Source organism: Paenarthrobacter sp. TA1.8 (genome assembly GCF_048595705.1).
GTDB classification, from domain to species: domain Bacteria; phylum Actinomycetota; class Actinomycetes; order Actinomycetales; family Micrococcaceae; genus Arthrobacter; species Arthrobacter nitroguajacolicus.
Genome location: NZ_CP184287.1, coordinates 996,656 through 1,014,276, shown reverse-complemented (window position 1 = coordinate 1,014,276; position 17,621 = coordinate 996,656). Strand labels below are relative to the sequence as shown.

General features: G+C 62.1%; 13 protein-coding genes and 2 tRNA genes. 9 read left to right on the top strand and 6 right to left on the bottom strand.

Annotated features, from left to right (window positions below):
- Window position 1: 1 nt before the first annotated feature.
- Entirely contained in the window at window positions 2-2,389 is a 2,388-nt protein-coding gene (locus ACNAOT_RS04910) for a beta-ketoacyl synthase N-terminal-like domain-containing protein (protein ID WP_420180238.1), read from the top strand.
- A gap of 544 nt (window positions 2,390-2,933) precedes the next feature.
- On the opposite strand, the gene ACNAOT_RS04905 is transcribed toward ACNAOT_RS04910, so the two are convergent.
- Window positions 2,934-3,004: transfer RNA gene (locus ACNAOT_RS04905), tRNA-OTHER, on the bottom strand.
- 462 nt (window positions 3,005-3,466) lie between these two features.
- Complete coding sequence (locus tag ACNAOT_RS04900; RefSeq protein ID WP_420180237.1) at window positions 3,467-3,904, bottom strand: hypothetical protein; 438 nt, start codon at window positions 3,902-3,904, stop codon at window positions 3,467-3,469.
- A gap of 504 nt (window positions 3,905-4,408) precedes the next feature.
- On the opposite strand from ACNAOT_RS04900, the gene ACNAOT_RS04895 reads away from it, so the two are divergent.
- Both ACNAOT_RS04895 and ACNAOT_RS04890 read left to right on the top strand, forming a co-directional pair.
- Window positions 4,409-5,041 (top strand): hypothetical protein, encoded by a 633-nt coding sequence (locus ACNAOT_RS04895; RefSeq protein ID WP_420180236.1) that lies wholly within the window; start codon window positions 4,409-4,411, stop codon window positions 5,039-5,041.
- Window positions 5,042-5,632: 591 nt separating this feature from the next.
- A complete protein-coding gene (locus tag ACNAOT_RS04890) occupies window positions 5,633-5,986 on the top strand; it encodes a hypothetical protein (protein ID WP_420180235.1) in 354 nt (117 codons plus the stop codon).
- 189 nt (window positions 5,987-6,175) lie between these two features.
- On the opposite strand, the gene ACNAOT_RS04885 is transcribed toward ACNAOT_RS04890, so the two are convergent.
- Window positions 6,176-6,252, bottom strand: a tRNA-Thr gene (locus ACNAOT_RS04885).
- A gap of 158 nt (window positions 6,253-6,410) precedes the next feature.
- Window positions 6,411-7,289, bottom strand: a complete 879-nt coding sequence (locus ACNAOT_RS04880) for a DsbA family protein (RefSeq protein WP_091465549.1) — start codon at window positions 7,287-7,289, stop codon at window positions 6,411-6,413.
- Window positions 7,290-7,463: 174 nt separating this feature from the next.
- Here ACNAOT_RS04880 and ACNAOT_RS04875 point away from each other — a divergent pair, with 174 nt between their 5' ends.
- The 5 genes from ACNAOT_RS04875 (at window position 7,464) to ACNAOT_RS04855 (ending at window position 14,204) form a co-directional block, all read left to right on the top strand.
- Window positions 7,464-8,966 carry an alpha,alpha-trehalose-phosphate synthase (UDP-forming) gene (locus ACNAOT_RS04875; RefSeq protein ID WP_091465547.1) on the top strand — a complete coding sequence of 501 codons (1,503 nt, stop codon included), beginning with the start codon at window positions 7,464-7,466 and terminating at the stop codon, window positions 8,964-8,966.
- Window positions 8,956-9,753 carry a trehalose-phosphatase gene (gene otsB, locus ACNAOT_RS04870; protein WP_420180234.1) on the top strand — a complete coding sequence of 266 codons (798 nt, stop codon included), beginning with the start codon at window positions 8,956-8,958 and terminating at the stop codon, window positions 9,751-9,753. Before ACNAOT_RS04875 ends, otsB begins: the two co-directional genes overlap by 11 nt.
- A 206-nt stretch (window positions 9,754-9,959) precedes the next feature.
- Complete coding sequence (locus tag ACNAOT_RS04865) at window positions 9,960-11,042, top strand: ABC transporter ATP-binding protein (RefSeq protein WP_089593814.1); 1,083 nt, start codon at window positions 9,960-9,962, stop codon at window positions 11,040-11,042.
- Window positions 11,043-11,202: 160 nt separating this feature from the next.
- Complete coding sequence (locus tag ACNAOT_RS04860) at window positions 11,203-12,792, top strand: beta-N-acetylhexosaminidase (protein WP_420180233.1); 1,590 nt, start codon at window positions 11,203-11,205, stop codon at window positions 12,790-12,792.
- Window positions 12,789-14,204, top strand: coding sequence for a DUF4032 domain-containing protein (locus ACNAOT_RS04855; protein WP_159708694.1), 1,416 nt, complete (start codon window positions 12,789-12,791; stop codon window positions 14,202-14,204). Before ACNAOT_RS04860 ends, ACNAOT_RS04855 begins: the two co-directional genes overlap by 4 nt.
- Here ACNAOT_RS04855 and ACNAOT_RS04850 read toward each other — a convergent pair whose 3' ends face one another.
- Complete coding sequence (locus ACNAOT_RS04850) at window positions 14,205-14,906, bottom strand: GntR family transcriptional regulator (RefSeq protein ID WP_243836685.1); 702 nt, start codon at window positions 14,904-14,906, stop codon at window positions 14,205-14,207.
- A 34-nt stretch (window positions 14,907-14,940) separates the two neighbouring features.
- Complete coding sequence (locus ACNAOT_RS04845) at window positions 14,941-16,407, bottom strand: chlorohydrolase family protein (protein ID WP_420180232.1); 1,467 nt, start codon at window positions 16,405-16,407, stop codon at window positions 14,941-14,943.
- A 160-nt stretch (window positions 16,408-16,567) separates the two neighbouring features.
- Between ACNAOT_RS04845 and ACNAOT_RS04840 the strand changes: the two genes are divergently transcribed.
- Entirely contained in the window at window positions 16,568-17,599 is a 1,032-nt protein-coding gene (locus ACNAOT_RS04840; RefSeq protein ID WP_420180231.1) for an ABC transporter permease, read from the top strand.
- The last annotated feature ends 22 nt before the right edge of the window (window positions 17,600-17,621 follow it).

Below are 17,621 nucleotides of genomic sequence, written 5' to 3'. Positions count from 1 at the left end.
CATGAAAATAGTTGTCACCGGTTTCGGCCTCAGAGCAGCAGTGGGCCCGGACGCAGAACAAAGCTGGGAATCCATATCCAACGGAAAATCGGGGATCGTTCGAACGACCGTAGTTCCTACCGACGGTCTGGTTAGTTCAATGGGTGGCCAAGTCGAGTCGGAAGTGGAAACGGGGCCCCCGTCGTCCCGGACCACTTACGTTGATCGCTGCCACAGGCTGGCTTCAGCCGCCGCGACCGAAGCTTTGACCCATGCCCGGGTCGACCAGGCCCCCGTTGACCGGACCAGAATCGCGTTGTCATTGGGAACATCGTTGGGTGGGGCCCGCAGTGGAGAAGAATTCCATCGCCAGTGGATACAGGACGGATTGCGTAAAGCCAACACCGGTCTGCTGCGGCAATACCCACTCCATAGCGTCGCGGACTACCTTGCCTCTGAGTTCCAGCTGTTCGGACCCCGGAGTGTCCAATCCAACGCCTGCGCGGCCGGCGCTGTCGCCATCGCCTACGGGATCGAACTCCTCGAATCCGACGCCGCTGACATGGTCCTTGCCGGCGGCGTTGACCCGCTCGCGCTGTTGTCCTTCGGTGGTTTCTCCAGCCTGAAGGCACTGGATCCCCTGCATTGCGCACCGTACACTCGGAGTTCGGGACTCAACCTGGGTGAAGGAGCTGGTTTCCTTGTTCTGGAAAGTGAAGCTTCGGCTGTCGGCCGGGGAGCTGCGATCTACGCTGAAATCGCAGGGTACGGGCTCAGCGCCGACGCTTACCACGCTACAGCGCCGGACCCCATGGGCCGAGGAGCGTTACGGGCCATGCACGCGGCACTGCGGATGTCCGGGAACACTGTCGACGACGTCGACTACGTTAACGGCCACGGAACCGGAACGGCCGCTAATGACAGCGTCGAAGCCAAAGCCATAGACAACCTGCGAGAGGGCGCCGCTCCCCCGGCAAGTTCAACGAAGTCCATGATCGGACACACCCTTGGTGCCGCCGGAGCCATCGAAGCGGTGACATCAGTGCTTGCCATCCAAAACCAGGAGATGCCTCCAACGGTCACACCCGACGGCCTGCGCTCACCCACAGGCCTGGACATCGTTGCAGAAACAGCCAAGAAGGCGCGGCTGAAAACCGTGCTTTCAAACTCGTTTGCCTTCGGCGGCAACAACGCTTCGCTGGCCATCAGGGAATACAGCGCTGACCCTTTAGCCCAAGCACCAAAGAGCGTACGACCGGTGGTCATCACCGGCATCGGCGCACTTGCCGGTGATGCCGTCACCACTGAGGACGTAAAGGCCGCCCTTTTCGAGGGCCGGCCCGTCTACGGTGACGGGACTGTCGAGGTCGAGGGATTCGGATCCTTCCCCTTTGGCGACATTCCGGTCGACAAGCTCAAAAAAGGGATCGACCCAAAGTACCTGCGTCACATGGACACCTTGGGACGCAGGTCGGCGCTGGCTGTCAGCCAACTCCTGAAACAACGGGGCCTCTCACGAACGGAGGCAACCAGCACCGGGCTGTTGTTCGCCACCGGCACCGGACCGATCTCCACCGTTGAGGCGTTCGAACGTGAGCTCCTGACTACGGGCAGCGGCAACGCCCTGCTGTTCCCGAACACGGTCATGAACGCCGCGCCCGGGCACGTCGCGTTATTGAACAAGCTGCAAGGACCCACCGCGACCATATGTGCCGGCAACACGGGGGCCATCACTGCGCTCCATTTCGCCCAGAACCTCATCTCGAACGGGGTCGTGGACCGGATGATCGTCTTGGCGGCGGACGAAGCACCGCACGCGATGCTCGCCGCCTACGCGCCGATTCCGGGCTACTTGGCACGTTCGGTCTGCCTCCCCTACACGAACTCGGGCCGGGTCATCTCGGGTGCCGCCGTGGCCATCCTGTTGGAAAGCGAAGACAGCGTCGATCCCGGGAGGGTTCTTGGCCGCATCGAGAACTTTGGCATGACCGGTGACGGCAGTGGCCCCAGCCGTCTGCGCCAAGGGTCAGGGGCTTGGGCGCGGTCCTTCCGGCTGGCCCTCGACGGCCATTCACCGGAAACCGTTGATGCTGTCGTTGCTGCCGCTTGCGGGCGGGAAGCCGTGGATACCTTGGAGATCGAGGCATTGGCGGCAACTGGCCTGAGCGGGCGACCTATTTCGACGCCCAAGGCAATCTTCGGTGATGCGGGCGCCTCAGGTGGTCTGTTGGGTGTCGCACAAGCAGTGTGGATGAGCCAGGAAAAGTTCATCCCAGGCAACGCCGGAGTCGTCGCGTCCGGCCCTGCAGGACTCGTACCAGGCAGCGGCAAGGCCGGAGAGGTCTACCGGACCCTGGTATCCACGTGTGAGGCCGGAGGCAGTTTCCAGTCCGTCACCATCGCGACGTAACAGGATGGTGGATGTATGGATTCATTCGACAGGCCCAGCACCTACTGACGACTTTGGGCGGTATAGGTCCCGGTCCGGTGCCCGCTTTCTCGCGGAAGCGGCGAAGTCGACCCGATGCCCGGATGACCTGTCCCGACCCTGCCACGTCATCCGGGCAGAGGACGGCAGGTGGTTTTGCGGAAGCTGTTTGTCAGGCTGGTCGGTTTCACACACGCAGAATATTCTTGTCGCAGCACGGGCAAGAAGTTGGGTCGGTGTGGACATTGAGACACCAAAGAGACGGGACGCCGCCTTCAGATGGCTGGGGCGCGTCACGGGTGTGCCCAGTGTTGGCATCGAGCAATGGACCCAAGGTGAAGCCTTATGGAAAGCGATGGGCAACGCGGCACGGCGCCCAAAAACGGGTGAACTCCGACTCAGCCCACAGTGGCACTACGGCTGGCAGAGCTCTGCGGACGGGGATTGGTACGTCCACACAGCCGCCAGCCGGGATGCCGTCTGGAGCCTGGCGTCACAGAACATCGAACCACTGACACTGCACTCGTGGAGCCCCTGTCGGATTTGAACCGACGACCCCCGCTTTACACAACGGGGTATCCCGGACGTACCCGGGGCCCTGAAGTGGGTCCTGACCAGCGATATTGCAGCTTCGGAGGCTTGGGCGGCCTTCACGGAGGACTGCGAGAAGGGCTACCAAGGAAACTTCTGCAGTTGCCGTCTTCGCGGATGCTGTCGCTGAAATCGATGCCCGTTTCGCCGCCGTTCTGAACTCCGGCCCAGCAATACGAGACGAAACCGTCCCCTGGTGGCGCCGACGGCTGCCCGTCAGCGGGGGCACGAGTTTGCCGCAGATGCCCGGCGGCACTTCTCCGTGACGCTTTCTCCCGTCGAAGCCTAGAAGCGGGAGCTGTCCCGAGCACGGCAGGATTGCTCCGTGATGACCCAGACGATCGAGGCGATGCGACCCCTCCGGGCCTTGGCGGAGCCTTTCGTTGTATCTGGCCGCCTGGATCCCCAACTGCAGGCCCAACTCGATGAGGGTCTGACCTGTCGGGACGGGTGCCTGCTCTTGGTCTCTCAACTACACAACATCCGGCGCCAAAACGCGGACGCCTTCGGCGGCTGGTCGGGCGGTCTTGGTTCATGTGACCGCTGAAAACACCCTTGAAGTAGGCTCCGGCGGTCGGAAAAACTCCCTATGGTCGAAACGTCGTAGTCCTCGGCGAAGAACTTCACAAACGCCTGGTCGCCGTCACGGGCAAGGTTTCCTTGGAGTGGCTCGTAACTGCCGAACCGCTTCGGCAGCGCCTCCGGCAAGTACTGCCGGGCGAGGTCCAGATAGCGCTGCGGGAAGTCGTCCCGGACTTCGTCCATGAGGTGATACCACCGGGCTGCTCCGTTGCCGCCCTTGGCGAGGCGTCTGGCGAACCGGACAGCGTGCGGGATAGACACCGGATCGGTGCCTTCAACCAAGACCCTGTACATGACGCCGGCACCGAGGACGGCGGCGGTCACCTCATGCGGAACATCTTCCGGCTCGACCAGGTACGGGCCTTCCAGAGTGAAGCAATATGTGGCTTTCTTACCGCGGAGGATGTGCCAGTTCTGCGGGCCATCACCGCTTTCGCCGGTGCTTTCCTACGACCGCAACCCCGAAGCATCCATGAGGGCAGCCAAGGCTTCGGCGTCGAAGGCTTCGGGCAGGTACACGGCAAGGTCATACGACATGATCCACAGGCTAGAGGCCGTCACTCCCCCTGCAAGACGCCTTGAGGTGACCCCCTAGTAGTTGCTTCGTCAATCCGGTCCTGCGAGCCCAGCGATTAGTCACTTGACTTGACGAACCTGCGACCCATTGTTTGACTGCGTTCTGGGGGAACGGTTAGGCCATATCCCCCGTGCAAGTCATTCAATTCCGGGGGAAATTTGAAAAAGCTCAAACTGGTGTTTGCCACAGCGGCAGCAGCAGCGCTGTGTTTCACATCTGTACCGGTGGCCTCGGCAGCCGAATCAACGATCGTGTCTCGCGAATCTCAGGCAGATGCGACACTCAGCAACTACTGGAGCAGTACGTCGCCCGCCACAGCAGAACAAGCAGCCAACCGCAAGGCTTTGCCGCTGGATGTAAAGGAAGCACTGGCAGCCGTCGCTCGAGACGTGCCTCTGACCGCAGAGCAGTCGACTACGCTCGCGGGCGCCGGATTGGCCGAACTGGATCCTAAGAACACAACCTGGAAGTTCTCCGAAGCCAAAACAGTGCCGGTACCGGTAAGCAAGTCATCGGTAGCTGAACCTAACGCGCTCAACTTAGCGGCCGCCCAGTGCTGGATCACCACGGCAGAGGTTCAGAAGTGGAGCTTTGCCACCCAATCCTTTGGCTGGAAGCGACAGGTCGACTGGTGCGCAGATGGTTCGCGCGTAACGAGCCGCCACAGGGACTTTCCTTCCGTCGGATACACGGACTTTACGTTTCACTACCGAGGAGCGGACGACATTCAGGCCAACGACGTGGGAGGCTGGCAAGTAGCGTCATACCAGGCAGCGACTTTCGAACAGTGCCCGACACATCTTGGCTGCGTCAGCACATACAGGCCGTGGATCGAGTTCCAGCTATACGGAAACAACACAGCGACGCATACTAAAGGCGTCTGATACTGCCACTGCGCAGGACTAAGGAGAGAAAAAGATGAGCAAACGAGCGCTAGTCATAGCCTTTGCAGGCACAGCTTTTCTTGTATTCGCACCGCCCTACATTCTCGGAGCATTCGGGTCAGTTCCAAACGGCACCGAAACGCTTATATTGGTCGCCTTGCTTTGGGCAACCACGGTAGCCGTTTCCCGCGTACGTTCGGTGCGTTCCAAACAACATCCGACAGCGGGCTGACAGCTAGCCCTACTAGCGACTTTCAGGGCCGAGTACCGTCCGGCCACGTACAGACATGTCCTCCAGTGCCTAGCTTGTCGACGAAGTCTTTGCGCCATTACAGCGTGAACCACGCGTCAGCTACTCAGGGCACCAGGTTCCTCCGCCGCATTCGCGGCGGCAACAATTGAACATCAGCGGCTCATCCGTGCTTGCCAAAGGGCGACAGCAGTTCCGCATCTCGTTTGAACGGTTATAACCTAAGTTAGGTTTTTCCGGCTTTGGTTATTTGACAACGCAACCTAGGTTATGGATGAACGAAATGGAACCGGACCTGATTCGCTCTGGGCGCCTACCGCGAAGGGGACATCCAGCCGATCGTGGAGCGCTTTGCGGAATCCGCTGTCCGCGCCGTCGACAACGGCCGGCAACTGGCGGCAGACATCAAGACGGTAGAAGCAAGCTACCGCGAACGCCTGGCCAGCGGCCCCTCGTCCGTCCGCAAAGTCCTGGACCTGATACCACGGGAGCCGGCACTGACCGCTGACATGGTCGCAGAACACACCGGGGCATCCCTGGCCACCGCATACCGCGCCGTGGAACGGCTGGAGGAAGCACGCGTCCTGGCATCCGCCGGCAAAATCCGCGGCACCCGGGTGTGGGTGGCTCCAGACATCATCGCAGCCCTGGATGCCTTCGCCGACCGGGCAGGACGCCGGAACAGGCACCGCTGAGGCCGGAAACGCTCGATATTTTCAGGCTGCCCGTGGCCTTCACAGCATGCCGAAGCAAGTGTGTCCGTCCTGCCTGGCCGACGAACCGAACACTTAGGCGTCGGGCTTCTGGTTCGCCGTTACCTTGGCATGGAGCTGCAGGCACGAAAAACCCCTCCACCCCGGAAAAATCCAGGATGGAGGGGTTCGTGGAGCCCCCTGTCGGATTCGAACCGACGACCCCCGCTTTACAAGAGCGGTGCTCTGGCCAACTGAGCTAAGGAGGCGCGCTCCGGTTACCCGAAGCAAAGCGCAAAAGAGCGCTAGATAAGGTTAGCCCAGACCATCCCCGTCAACGAAATTCACCGCTCAACACCGCTACAAAGCAACAGCGGCCGGCCTCCCGCAAGGGTGACCAGCCGCCGTCGTGATTTTTCAAAAGGGGTTAGCCCTTGGCGCCAATTGCTGTCTGGATCTCGGCGTTGAGGTCGGACCTGCCGTCCCACTGCTTGCCATCGATGAACACGGTGGGCGTACCGGTGACGCCGATTGCTGCAGCTTCCTGCGTGGCAACCTTCACCCACGGACGGAACTGCTTGCTGTCGATGCAGGAGTCGATGTTTGCCGCACCAATTTCGGTGGCCATTTTTTTGAGGTCGTTGTCGGAGATGCCTGCTCCGCCTTCAGCCGGCTGGCGTTCGAAGAGCAGGTTGAAAAATTCCGCGTACTTCTCCGGGGAAGAGTTGACTACGCAGGCAGCAGCGTTGGCTGCGCGTGACGAGTAGTTGGTGGTGGACTGGCGGTCCAGGAAGCCGAGGGCGCGGTACTCGACGGAAATCTTGCCTTCGTTGCGAAGGTTCGTGAGTGACTCGCCGTAAGCGGTCTCGAACTGCTTGCAGACCGGGCAGATGAAGTCGATGTAGGCAACAACCTTGACGGGCTTGCCGGCCTCGGCCTCGCCACCCGGTACGGTCACCGTAGCCGGCTTGGTAGCAAGAGGAGCCGGCACATCTGCCACGTTGACGGACGCGGGTTCGGACTTCACAACTTCCGTGTTGGCAAGCAGCGTGATTCCGCCATGAACGTTGCCGTTGGCCGGTGTTGGCCCCTGGTCAGCCACGGGTGCGTTGTTCTGAGCGTTACCGATAACAACAAAAGCAACCAAAGCGATGATGACCACCACGGCCACCACGATGCCCCAGCCGACAAGGAGCTTGTTGCGCTTCTCCTTCTTCAGCTGTTCTTCGCGGATTGCACGCGCTTTCTCCCGCGCCTGGGCGGTCTTTTCGGCCTTGGACAGGCGTGGTTCGTTTGCGGGGCTCATCAGTTCCTCGGGGTATTCGACGTCAAGTGCATAGCTAGGGCAACGGGGTCAGTTTACGGGAGCAAACTTGAGCTTTGCCCCACACCTCGCGGCCCGGTAGTTGAACGATCAACTGCCGTGGAAGATTCCGCTAGTAGGCTGGGAGTTGAGTCACAGCAACCCCAGGGAGCGTTAATGCAGGATTTGGCAAGCGAAAAACTCGCTAACGAACAAAGCGCCAAGGCTTCTCCAACCAAGAAGCCCACGGCGAGCACGTTCGATTTCATGGTGGTTTCCAACCGGCTGCCCGTGGACCGGTGCAGCAGCGACGGTAACGACGACGGCGGAGATGGCTGGCGTCGTTCGCCCGGCGGCCTGGTCACAGCTCTCGCCCCGATGATGACAAAGTCCGACGGCGCGTGGGTGGGTTGGCATGGCGCCCCGGATGAGACTGTGCGTCCGTTCAGCCACGAAGGCATGGACCTGGTTCCGGTTCAGCTCAGCAGCCACGAAGTGGAGCTGTACTACGAAGGTTTCTCCAACGCGACCATTTGGCCGCTTTACCACGATGTCATCGCACCGCCCGAGTTCCACCGTACGTGGTGGGATTCCTACCGCCAGGTCAACAAGAAATTCGCCGACGCCATCATTCGCCACGCGGCCGATCGCGCCACCGTGTGGGTCCAGGACTACCAGCTCCAACTGGTTCCGCGAATGCTTCGCGAGGCCCGGCCGGACCTGAAGATCGGCTTCTTCAACCACATCCCCTTCCCTCCCCCGGAGATTTTCGCTCAGCTCCCGTGGCGCCGGGAAATCATCGACGGATTGCTGGGCGCTGACCTTCTGGGCTTCCAGCGCCCCAGCGACGCAGGCAATTTCATGCGCTCTGCACGCCGGTTCCTGGGTGCCAGCGTCAAGCAGCAGCAGGTTCATGTGAAGGGCCCGGATGGCGAAGTCACCCACATTGCCCGTGCGCAGGCCTTCCCCATCTCCATCGACGTTGACCAGATCCGCGAGCTCGCGGCCAGACCGGACATCATCGAGCGGGCGAAGCAGATCCGTAAGGACCTGGGCGATCCCAAGACCATTCTGTTGGGTGTTGACCGACTGGATTACACCAAGGGAATCGGCCACCGTCTGAAGGCTTTCGAGGAACTCCTCCGCGAAGGCAGCATCAAGGTGGAAGATGCAACCCTCATCCAGGTGGCGAGCCCCAGCCGTGAACGCGTGGAGCAGTACAGGCTGCTGCGCGAGGAGATCGAAGGCACGGTTGGCCACATCAACGGCACCTACGACACCATCCAGAACACGGCAGTCCGCTACCTGCACCACAGCTATCCGGTGGAGGAAATGGTGGCGCTGTACCTCGCGGCGGATGTCATGCTCGTAACCGCCCTGCGCGATGGCATGAACCTGGTGGCAAAGGAGTATGTCACCGCCCGCTCGGAAGACGACGGCGCCTTGGTACTCAGCGAGTTCGCCGGTGCCGCCGACCAACTCAAGCAAGCACTCCTGATCAACCCGCACGACATTGACGGACTCAAGTCGGCCATCCTGCGTGCCGTGAACCTCCCGCCCAAGGAGGCCCGCCGCCGCATGAAGCTGATGCGCAAGCAGATCCTGGACCACGATGTGGATCATTGGTCAGCCGAGTTCCTGGCTGCGTTGGAGGAAAAGGTGGTGCGTGATGACAGCTGAAAACCTCACCCTGTCACCGGAACTGTTGGACGCCGTCCGACGTATTTCCGGCACGGAGCACCTCCTGGTTGCCCTCGACTTCGACGGTACGTTGTCCCCTCTCGTCGACCACGCGGAGGACGCACGTCCCCTGCCCCGGTCCGCCGCTGCGCTGGAGGCCCTGGCGAAACTGCCACGCACGACGACGGCACTCATCTCGGGCCGCGCACTGGACAGTTTGCGGCTGGTCGCCTCGCCTCCGGCGGATACGCTGCTGATCGGCAGCCATGGCGCCGAGGTCTGGCTGGGTGAGGGTTCTTTGGGCCTGGAACTGGACGAAGATCAGCGGCTGAAGCTTGCCGCGGTCCGTGAGGTTCTTGCGGAAATCGTGAACATCGCTCCGGGGACGTTGCTCGAGGACAAGCCTGCCGGCGTCGTCCTCCACACGAGGATGGCCGACGACGACGTTGCCGAAGACGCCGTCGAAGCCGCCATGCGGGTACTCCGCGAGCATCCGGGGGTCTACCTGAAGACCGGCAAGCGTGTGCTGGAGACCTCGGTAGTCCACGCATCCAAGGGTGAGGCCGTGGAGTTTCTCCGTCAGGCGACGGGTGCTACAGCCATCCTGTTCGCGGGTGACGACGTCACGGATGAGGATGCTTTGGGCCGACTGATGGGTGACGACGTCGGCATCAAAGTGGGCCTGGACTTCACCCAGGCGCAGTACCGGGTGGAAGCGCCGGTGCACGTGGCAGAGTTACTGGAAGCCTTGCTGCGGGAACGCCGGCGGGTGACCGCGGAGGCTTAGCGAGTGACCAGCGCAACATGTGACGTTTGTAACATTTAGGTAGTTCGTCCAAAAGTCTGACATACTCTTGGATGTGATGTGACGCACAGTACCGTGCGACGTCACACGATCCTCCCCGGCCATCGGCCGGGGAGTTCAACTGAAGAAAATGAACCATTCACAACGGATCGTCCGGCACGTACCTGCCGGTGAAGGGATTGATAACTGTGGCTACAGTTACTTTTGATAACGCTACGCGTCTGTACCCGGGCACAGATAAGCCCGCCGTCGATAAGCTCAACATCGACATCGCCGATGGCGAATTCCTGGTCCTCGTTGGACCCTCCGGTTGCGGTAAGTCCACCTCGCTGCGCATGCTCGCAGGCCTTGAGGACGTCAACGCCGGCCGCATTCTGATCGGCGATCGCGACGTCACCGACGTACCGCCGAAGGACCGCGACATCGCAATGGTCTTCCAGAACTACGCCCTGTACCCGCACATGACCGTTGCGGACAACATGGGCTTCGCACTGAAGATTGCCGGCGTCTCCAAGGAAGAGCGCGCCGAGCGTGTCCGCGAAGCCGCCAAGCTTCTTGACCTTGAGGCTTACCTGGACCGCAAGCCGAAGGCACTCTCCGGTGGTCAGCGCCAGCGTGTTGCCATGGGCCGTGCAATTGTCCGTAACCCGCAGGTCTTCCTCATGGATGAGCCGCTTTCCAACCTTGACGCCAAGCTCCGCGTCCAGACCCGTACGCAGATCGCATCCCTGACCCGCCGCCTCGGTGTCACCACCGTTTACGTGACGCACGACCAGGTCGAAGCAATGACCATGGGTGACCGCGTTGCAGTCCTCAAGGATGGTCTTCTGCAGCAGGTTGACACCCCGCGCAACCTTTACGACCGCCCGCAGAACGTCTTCGTTGCAGGCTTCATCGGCTCCCCGGCCATGAACCTGCTTGAACTGCCTGTAGTGGACGGCGGCGTCCAGTTCGGTGGAACGGTTTACCCCGTGCCGCGCAACATCCTCGAAGAAGCTCACGGCCAGACCGTCACGGTGGGTTCCCGTCCGGAAGACCTTGAGACCGTCGGCAACGGCGAAGGCCTCCAGGTTGAGGTTGACGTCGTCGAAGAACTCGGCGCTGACGCTTACGTCTACGGCCACACCATCCTGGATGGCAAGAGCCACGACATCGTTGCCCGCGTCGACGGTCGTCGCCCCCCGATGAAGGGCGAGTCCATCTTCGTTCGTCCGCAGTCCGGCCACGTGCACCTGTTCGACACCAAGACCGGCCTCCGCCTGGGCGACTAGTCCCCACCGGCACCCTAGCCTCGCTTCGCTCGGCCAGGGAACCCTGCCGGCGTGGGCCCATCGCGGCGCTGACGCGTCTGTACGTTCCGCATTTAGATAGCGGCCCGACCCCTCCCGGTCGGGCCGCTCTCGCGTTAACCTTTCTCGTGGAAAGAACGGCATGAACACCACAGATAACCTGATCCCCCGTCCTTCGCACGTCGCTCTTGTGGACGGGTCGGCCTTCACGCTTGCCCCTGCCGCCCGGATCGCCGCTCCCCACCAAGCGGTGCCGGTCGCCGAGCAGTTGGCCTCGCTGCTGCGCGGCGCCACGGGTTTCGAATTGCCCATCGTTGAGGACACCCGCCCCGGCGACATCTCCCTCGAGTTGACGGACACGTTCGACGGCGGCCCGGAAGCTTATGCGCTAAGCGTCACCGTAGGTGGGGCCGGGCTCACGGCCTCTACTGCCGCTGGACTCTTCAACGGAGTGCAGACGCTCCGTCAGTTGTTCCCAGCCGCCATTGAGGGTTCCAACCCGCGTGTTGGCACCTGGGTGATTCCCGCCGTCGAGATTGCGGACGCCCCGCGATTCGCGTACCGCGGGCTAATGCTTGACGTCGCCCGCAGCTTCTTCACTGTGGAGGAGGTGAAAGAGCAGATCGACGTCATGACGCAGTTCAAGCTGAACGCCCTTCATTTGCACCTCACGGACGACCAAGCCTGGCGCATCGAAATTCACGATCCCGGGTCCGCGGGCAACCCGTCCGGGTTGCCTTACGCCAACCTGACCGCTATCGGCGGCCAAGGCGCTGTAGAGGTGCCCACGGCGATGCCGGCGAGGGGGCGCGAAGGGTTTTACACGCAGCAGGACTTCAAGGACATCCAGGCCTATGCCGCGAGCAAGAACGTCCTCGTGGTACCCGAGATCGACCTCCCGGGACACGTCAATGCTGCCCTCGCCGCCATTCCGCAGCTCAACCCTGACGGCCAAGCCAAGCCCATGAGCACTACGGCGGAGGTGGGCTGGTCGACTCTCAGCTCGGACTTGCCGGCAACGTATGAGTTCGTCCGGGAAGTCCTCGGCCAGCTCGCTGCCATCACGGTCGGCCCGTACCTCCACATTGGTGGCGATGAAGCCTTGGTGACCGGTCATGAGAACTACGTGACCATGGTTCAGGAGTTTGCCAGGATTGCCGCCGGGACCGGCAAAACGGTGGTCGGCTGGAACGAGTACGCCGCGGGCGCCCTTCCCCAAGGCGCTGTGATCCAGTACTGGCACGGCGACCTCGCTCCGGTTGTCCAACAGGCGGAGTCCGGCGGTTCACCCGTGATCATGTCGCCGGCCGCCAATACGTACCTGGACCAAAAGTACGCGCCGGACTCGCCAGTTGGACTCGAGTGGGTGGAAGGCGGACCGTTCACCTGGGCGGAGTACTACAACTGGGATCCTGCCCAAGGCGGGCTGAAAGATCACCGGATCCTTGGCGTCGAAGGTCCCCTGTGGACTGAAACAGTCCGTGACAACCAGCAAGCCCAGTGGCTCCTTTACCCGAGGGCGATTTCCCTGGCCGAGGTTGCCTGGTCCGGTCAGGAAGTCCGCAACGCGGGTGACTTCCGACGCCGCTTGGGCGCCTTGGGCGAGCGGCTCGCCAGCCAGGGAGTCGCCTTCCAGGAGGCGCCCGACGTCGAATGGTCCGCGACGTCGAACTGGCCGTTTCCGGACGCGACGCCGTCCTTCCCTTCCAAGTACGGAACAATTGAGGCATGAGCGAGCAAAACGAAGCCCAGTGGCACGACGAACCGACCGACTACGGGCAGATCGGCAAGCTCCCCAGGACCGAGGCCGCCAGTGCGCAGGACACCGCGCCGCCCGCGAGTGTCATCGGTTCCCTTAACATCACTGCAGCTGCTGCGGATCCGGAATTGCTGGACCTCCCGTGGCATATTGCTTTGGAAGACTGGCCCGCCGAAAACCTGGCCGCGCTCCCCCGCGGCATCTCCCGGCACATCGTCCGCTTCGCGCACTTGGGTGGCTCGGTGATCGCCATCAAGGAAACGTCGGAGCACGTTGCCCGCCACGAGTACCACATGCTGCGGAAGCTGGCCCGGCTGGACGTTCCCTGTGTTGAGCCCGTGGCCGTCATTACGGGCAGGACCACCGCGGACGGCAGGCCGCTGAACCCCGTACTGGTCACACGGCACCTGAAGTTCTCCATGCCGTACCGCGCACTGTTCTCACAGATGCTCCGCAAAGACACCTTGACTCGCCTGATTGACGCCCAGGCACTGTTGCTGGTGCGCTTGCACCTTGTGGGCTTCTACTGGGGCGACGTTTCGCTCTCCAACACATTGTTCCGCCGTGATGCCGGCGCCTTCGCCGCGTATTTGGTGGATGCCGAGACGGGCGAGCTCTACCCGGACCTCTCCATGGGCCAACGCGAATACGACCTCGAAATCGCCCGCGTGAACATCGCCGGCGAACTGATGGACCTGCTGGACGGCGGCCTCATCGAGGAAAAAGTGGATCCCGTAGCCACCAGTGAGCTGATCATGGACAGCTACCGCCGGCTCTGGACTGAGTTGACGGAGAAAGAGTCCTTCGAGCTTGGTGAACGGTGGCGCGTGGCCGCCCGCATCAGGCGTCTCAACGAGCTCGGCTTCGACGTGGAGGAGTACGCCATCAAGACCACGGCGGACGGCTCCACCATCCAGCTCCAGCCGAAAGTTGTCGACGCCGGCCACCACCAGCGGCGGCTGCTTCGCCTTACCGGACTGGACGCCCAGGAGAACCAGGCCCGCCGGCTCCTCAACGACATGGACCAGTTCCGGGCGGACAACAACCCGGACCTGGACGAGGAAATCAGCGCCCATATCTGGGTCAGCCAGATCTTCGAGCCCATTGTGCGTTCCATTCCCCGGCACTTGGCCGGGAAACTGGAGCCCGCGGAAGTGGTGCACGAGGTCCTGGAGCACCGCTGGTACATGAGCCAGAAGCAGGACAGGTACGTCCCGTTGGCTGAGACCGTCCAGTCCTACTTGGACACGGTGCTGCAACACCGCCGTGACGAAGCTGCCATCATGCTGAACCCGGACACGGAACTGCTCAAGATCCTTGAGGTAGAGGTGGAGGAATCCGGCCGGTACGACGACGAGGAAGAGTACCCGGACGCAGACGACTAGCTACGGCTCCAGCGTCTCGGCGAGGCCGGCCAGGACTGGTTCGCGGCCCAGCTCAATGTGCGAGTACGCCAGCGAGTAGGCCAGATCCGGCTTACCCTTCAGGATCGCGTTGCAAAGTTCCGTGTGCTCATCGCGTTGGAGTTCGTTGCTGCGGTTGTGGGCCAGCCCGAAGATCCAGCGCATCCTTCCGAACAGCGGCTTCACGGACTCAATCAGCAGCCTGTTCCCGGATAGGCGAACGATTTCGGCGTGGAGCTCGGCGCTGATCAGGGCGACGTCGTCGGTGCGTTCGTCGTCGATCGCTGCCTTGGAGGCCTCCATAAGTTCTTCCAACCGCCCGCCGTCGCGTCCTTCGGCTACACGCGTGGCGGCCATCCGCGCGGCGAATGTCTCCAGGCAGAGACGGACGTCGAAGAGTTCGTTGACATCGGTCAGGGTCAGTTGGCGCACCACGGCACCGCGGCGCGGGAAGGTTGCAACGAAGCCGTCCTGCTCCAGGCGTTGAATGGCTTCGCGCACGGGAATACGGGAGACGTTGTAAAGCTCCGAAAGTTCGCGTTCCCGCAACCGCATACCTTGCGCGTACGTGCCCGTGACGATGCCCTCCAACACCAGTTGGTAGACGTTCTCCGCGCGGGCCTCTTCGTCGCGGCCATTTCCGGTTTCCGGCATCGCCTCAGCCACTGTCGAACTTCCCTTCATGCCAGTGTCCGCTCCATGTGCCGGACGGCGCCGGTCAGCGTTCCAACCGAGCATACACGGGAGGAAACAGCTCATCCGCCGCACGGTTCCGGGCGTCCCTGACGGTGTAGGCGTTGCGCATCTTATCGAAGAGCTCCTGCCCTTTTGCGCGCCAGTAGTCCAGGTCCACTCCCTCGATCACACCGTTGGTCATAATGGTCCTGCCTGCCACCACTGAGAGCACGGCCTGGCGGGCAGTGCCGTTCAGGATCAGGGTCCGGAGCGGGTCGTCGTGGACGCCGTCCCGGATGTCTCCCAGTGAGAAGGCCACGAGATCTGCTTGGGCACCGGGTTCGAGGCGCCCAAGGTCAGGACGCCGCAATGCGTGCGCTCCTCCCAAGGTGGCGGCGTCGAAATATCCGGCGACGTCGCCGGCGTCGTTGGTCCCGGCCATGATCTTGGCGAGCTGGACGCCGGCATCAATGCCGCGGATCAGGTCCGGCGGGAACGAGTCCGTACCCAAGGAGATGTTGATGCCTGCCGCCTTGTAGGCGTCGAAGGAATCCAGCGTGCTGCCATAACGCATGGAAGTCAAAGGGCAGTGAATGATGCTGGCACCGCTGGCCGCCAGTCGGGTGAGGTCGCCGCGGTCCTCGCCGTGGACCGCAGGATTTCGGTCCGTGTAGGTGGCGTGCGGGATCAGCAGGCGTTCGTTGAGCATCCCTACTTGTTCCAAAAGCTCCAAGGGTGTCACTCCGTGCCAGTCAAGGATGAGCTCGCGCTCCACGAGGCCCTGGAGTGAGTGCAGACGCACCAGGATGTCCCGCTCGCTGGACGCTGCTGCGGTGGCCTTAAGCAGCTCGATGTCCAGCGTCTCGATCCTGCACGGTAGCAGGACTCCGTTGACCAACGGGTCATCGAGTTCCGTTACGTGGTCAATGAAGCGCAAGGCATCGGCCAGCCCCTCCCGCCCGCGGTCGTCGTCGAACATCACTGAACGTTCGCCGTTCTCCAACACGACGTTGACTCCCGAGCGGTACGCCGGGCCCAGGTAGCCGCGCAGGCCCAGGCGTCGGCTGGACTCAGCCATGCCCACGAGTTCTTCGAAAGGTTCAGCCCACTCGGAGTGAACTTCCGATGCGATGGGCATGTACGTGGTGATGCCGTGCAGAATCAGCTGGATCAGGGCGTACTCGCGGACCTCCTGGCGTTCTTCGGCGGTGAAGACGTCAGCGCGGCGGTAACGGAAATAGTCCTCGGACCACTGGTGACCCTTGGCCTGCTCCGGACCTGCCCAACTGTCCAGGATGAGGTGGTCAATGTCCGTGAGGGCGTCGAGGTCGATCAATCCGGGCATGAGCAAGGCTTCGCCTACGTGGACTTCTTCGTCCACCGGGCCCGTGTAGTCATTCCCCACATAGTCAATGGTGTGGCCGCTGTAGACCACGCACGCGTTTTCCAGCAGCACGTGGTGTCCGTTGTGATGGCCCAGCACGTAGCGGGCGGTGACCTTGGTAGGCACGGCGACTCCTGTTTCCTGTCCGCCAAGGACAGCTCGTATTACTCTCTGGTATTCCAAACTGTACATTATTTGTGATTTACATCGCATCAATCGTGCTCTAGTCTGTTTTGGTATACAAGAACTCCGGAGCCAGCTCCTGATCACGAAACGAGCAGAACCGTTGACCCAGATACAGTCCGTCGAACCAAGCATCGGCAGCCCGCCGCTCCCTCCTGCAACGTCGCCGGAGGCCAAGGCACCTGCCGAAGCGCGTTCCCTCCTCGCCACTGCCTGGATGAGGATCCGGCGCAGCAAGATCGCCCTCCTCAGCCTGTGCGTGGTGGTCGCCATCCTGCTGTTCGCCATCCTGGCTCCCGTCCTGAGTGCCATGTCCGGCAACGACCCCTACACGTCCAATACCAGCCCCGAAGTTCTGGACGACTTTCAAACGCCCGGCCTGCCGCTCCCCGGCTACATGTACCCGTCCGCCCAGCACTGGTTGGGTGTGGAGCCCGGGCTGGGACGCGACCTCTTCGCGAGACTCGCGTACGGCGGACAGGTCTCCCTCACCATCGCCCTACTCTCAACCGTTGTTTCGGTGGTCCTCGGAACTGTCCTGGGCGCGGCCGCCGGCTACTTCGGTGGCAAGACCGACGCCATCATCAGCCGCATCATGGACTTGTTCCTGGCCTTCCCGCACCTACTCCTGGTGCTCTCCCTGACGCCCATCCTGCAGTCACGGCTCAGGGATACGCCGCTGGGTGAAGGAAGCTTCCTGCCCATGGCCTCATTGGTCATCATCCTGGGCTTCTTCGGCTGGGCGTACCTCGCAAGAATCGTCCGCGGACAGGTGTTGAGCCTCCGCGAGCGCGAGTTCGTGGAAGCCGCCCGATCCTTTGGCGCCTCACACCTCAGCATTCTCTTCCAACAGATCATCCCCAACGTCATGGGAGTCGTCCTGGTGTACGCCACCATGCTGATCCCCACCAACATCTCAGCGGAGGCGGCACTATCCTTCCTGGGCGTCGGTGTCAAGGACCCCACACCGTCGTGGGGCCAGATGCTCAACGCCGCCCAATCCGGCAACTGGTACCTCAGTGATCCGTGGTTCCTCGCTGTTCCCGGCATCATGCTCATCGTCACCGTCCTGGCTTTCAACCTCCTGGGCGACGCCGTCCGGGACGCCCTTGACCCTAAAGCTTCGCGCCACTAACACTCATCCCCCGCATCGCCTT

What these genes read in the sequence shown, in the direction of transcription:
- ACNAOT_RS04910 (WP_420180238.1), top strand. Translation starts at nt 2, where the DNA reads ATGAAAATAGTTGTCACCGGTTTCGGCCTCAGAGCAGCAGTGGGCCCG.
- ACNAOT_RS04880 (WP_091465549.1), bottom strand. Translation starts at nt 7,289, where the DNA reads ATGAGCCCCGCAAACGAACCACGCCTGTCCAAGGCCGAAAAGACCGCC.
- ACNAOT_RS04875 (WP_091465547.1), top strand. Translation starts at nt 7,464, where the DNA reads ATGCAGGATTTGGCAAGCGAAAAACTCGCTAACGAACAAAGCGCCAAG.
- otsB (WP_420180234.1), top strand. Translation starts at nt 8,956, where the DNA reads ATGACAGCTGAAAACCTCACCCTGTCACCGGAACTGTTGGACGCCGTC.
- ACNAOT_RS04860 (WP_420180233.1), top strand. Translation starts at nt 11,203, where the DNA reads ATGAACACCACAGATAACCTGATCCCCCGTCCTTCGCACGTCGCTCTT.
- ACNAOT_RS04855 (WP_159708694.1), top strand. Translation starts at nt 12,789, where the DNA reads ATGAGCGAGCAAAACGAAGCCCAGTGGCACGACGAACCGACCGACTAC.
- ACNAOT_RS04850 (WP_243836685.1), bottom strand. Translation starts at nt 14,906, where the DNA reads ATGAAGGGAAGTTCGACAGTGGCTGAGGCGATGCCGGAAACCGGAAAT.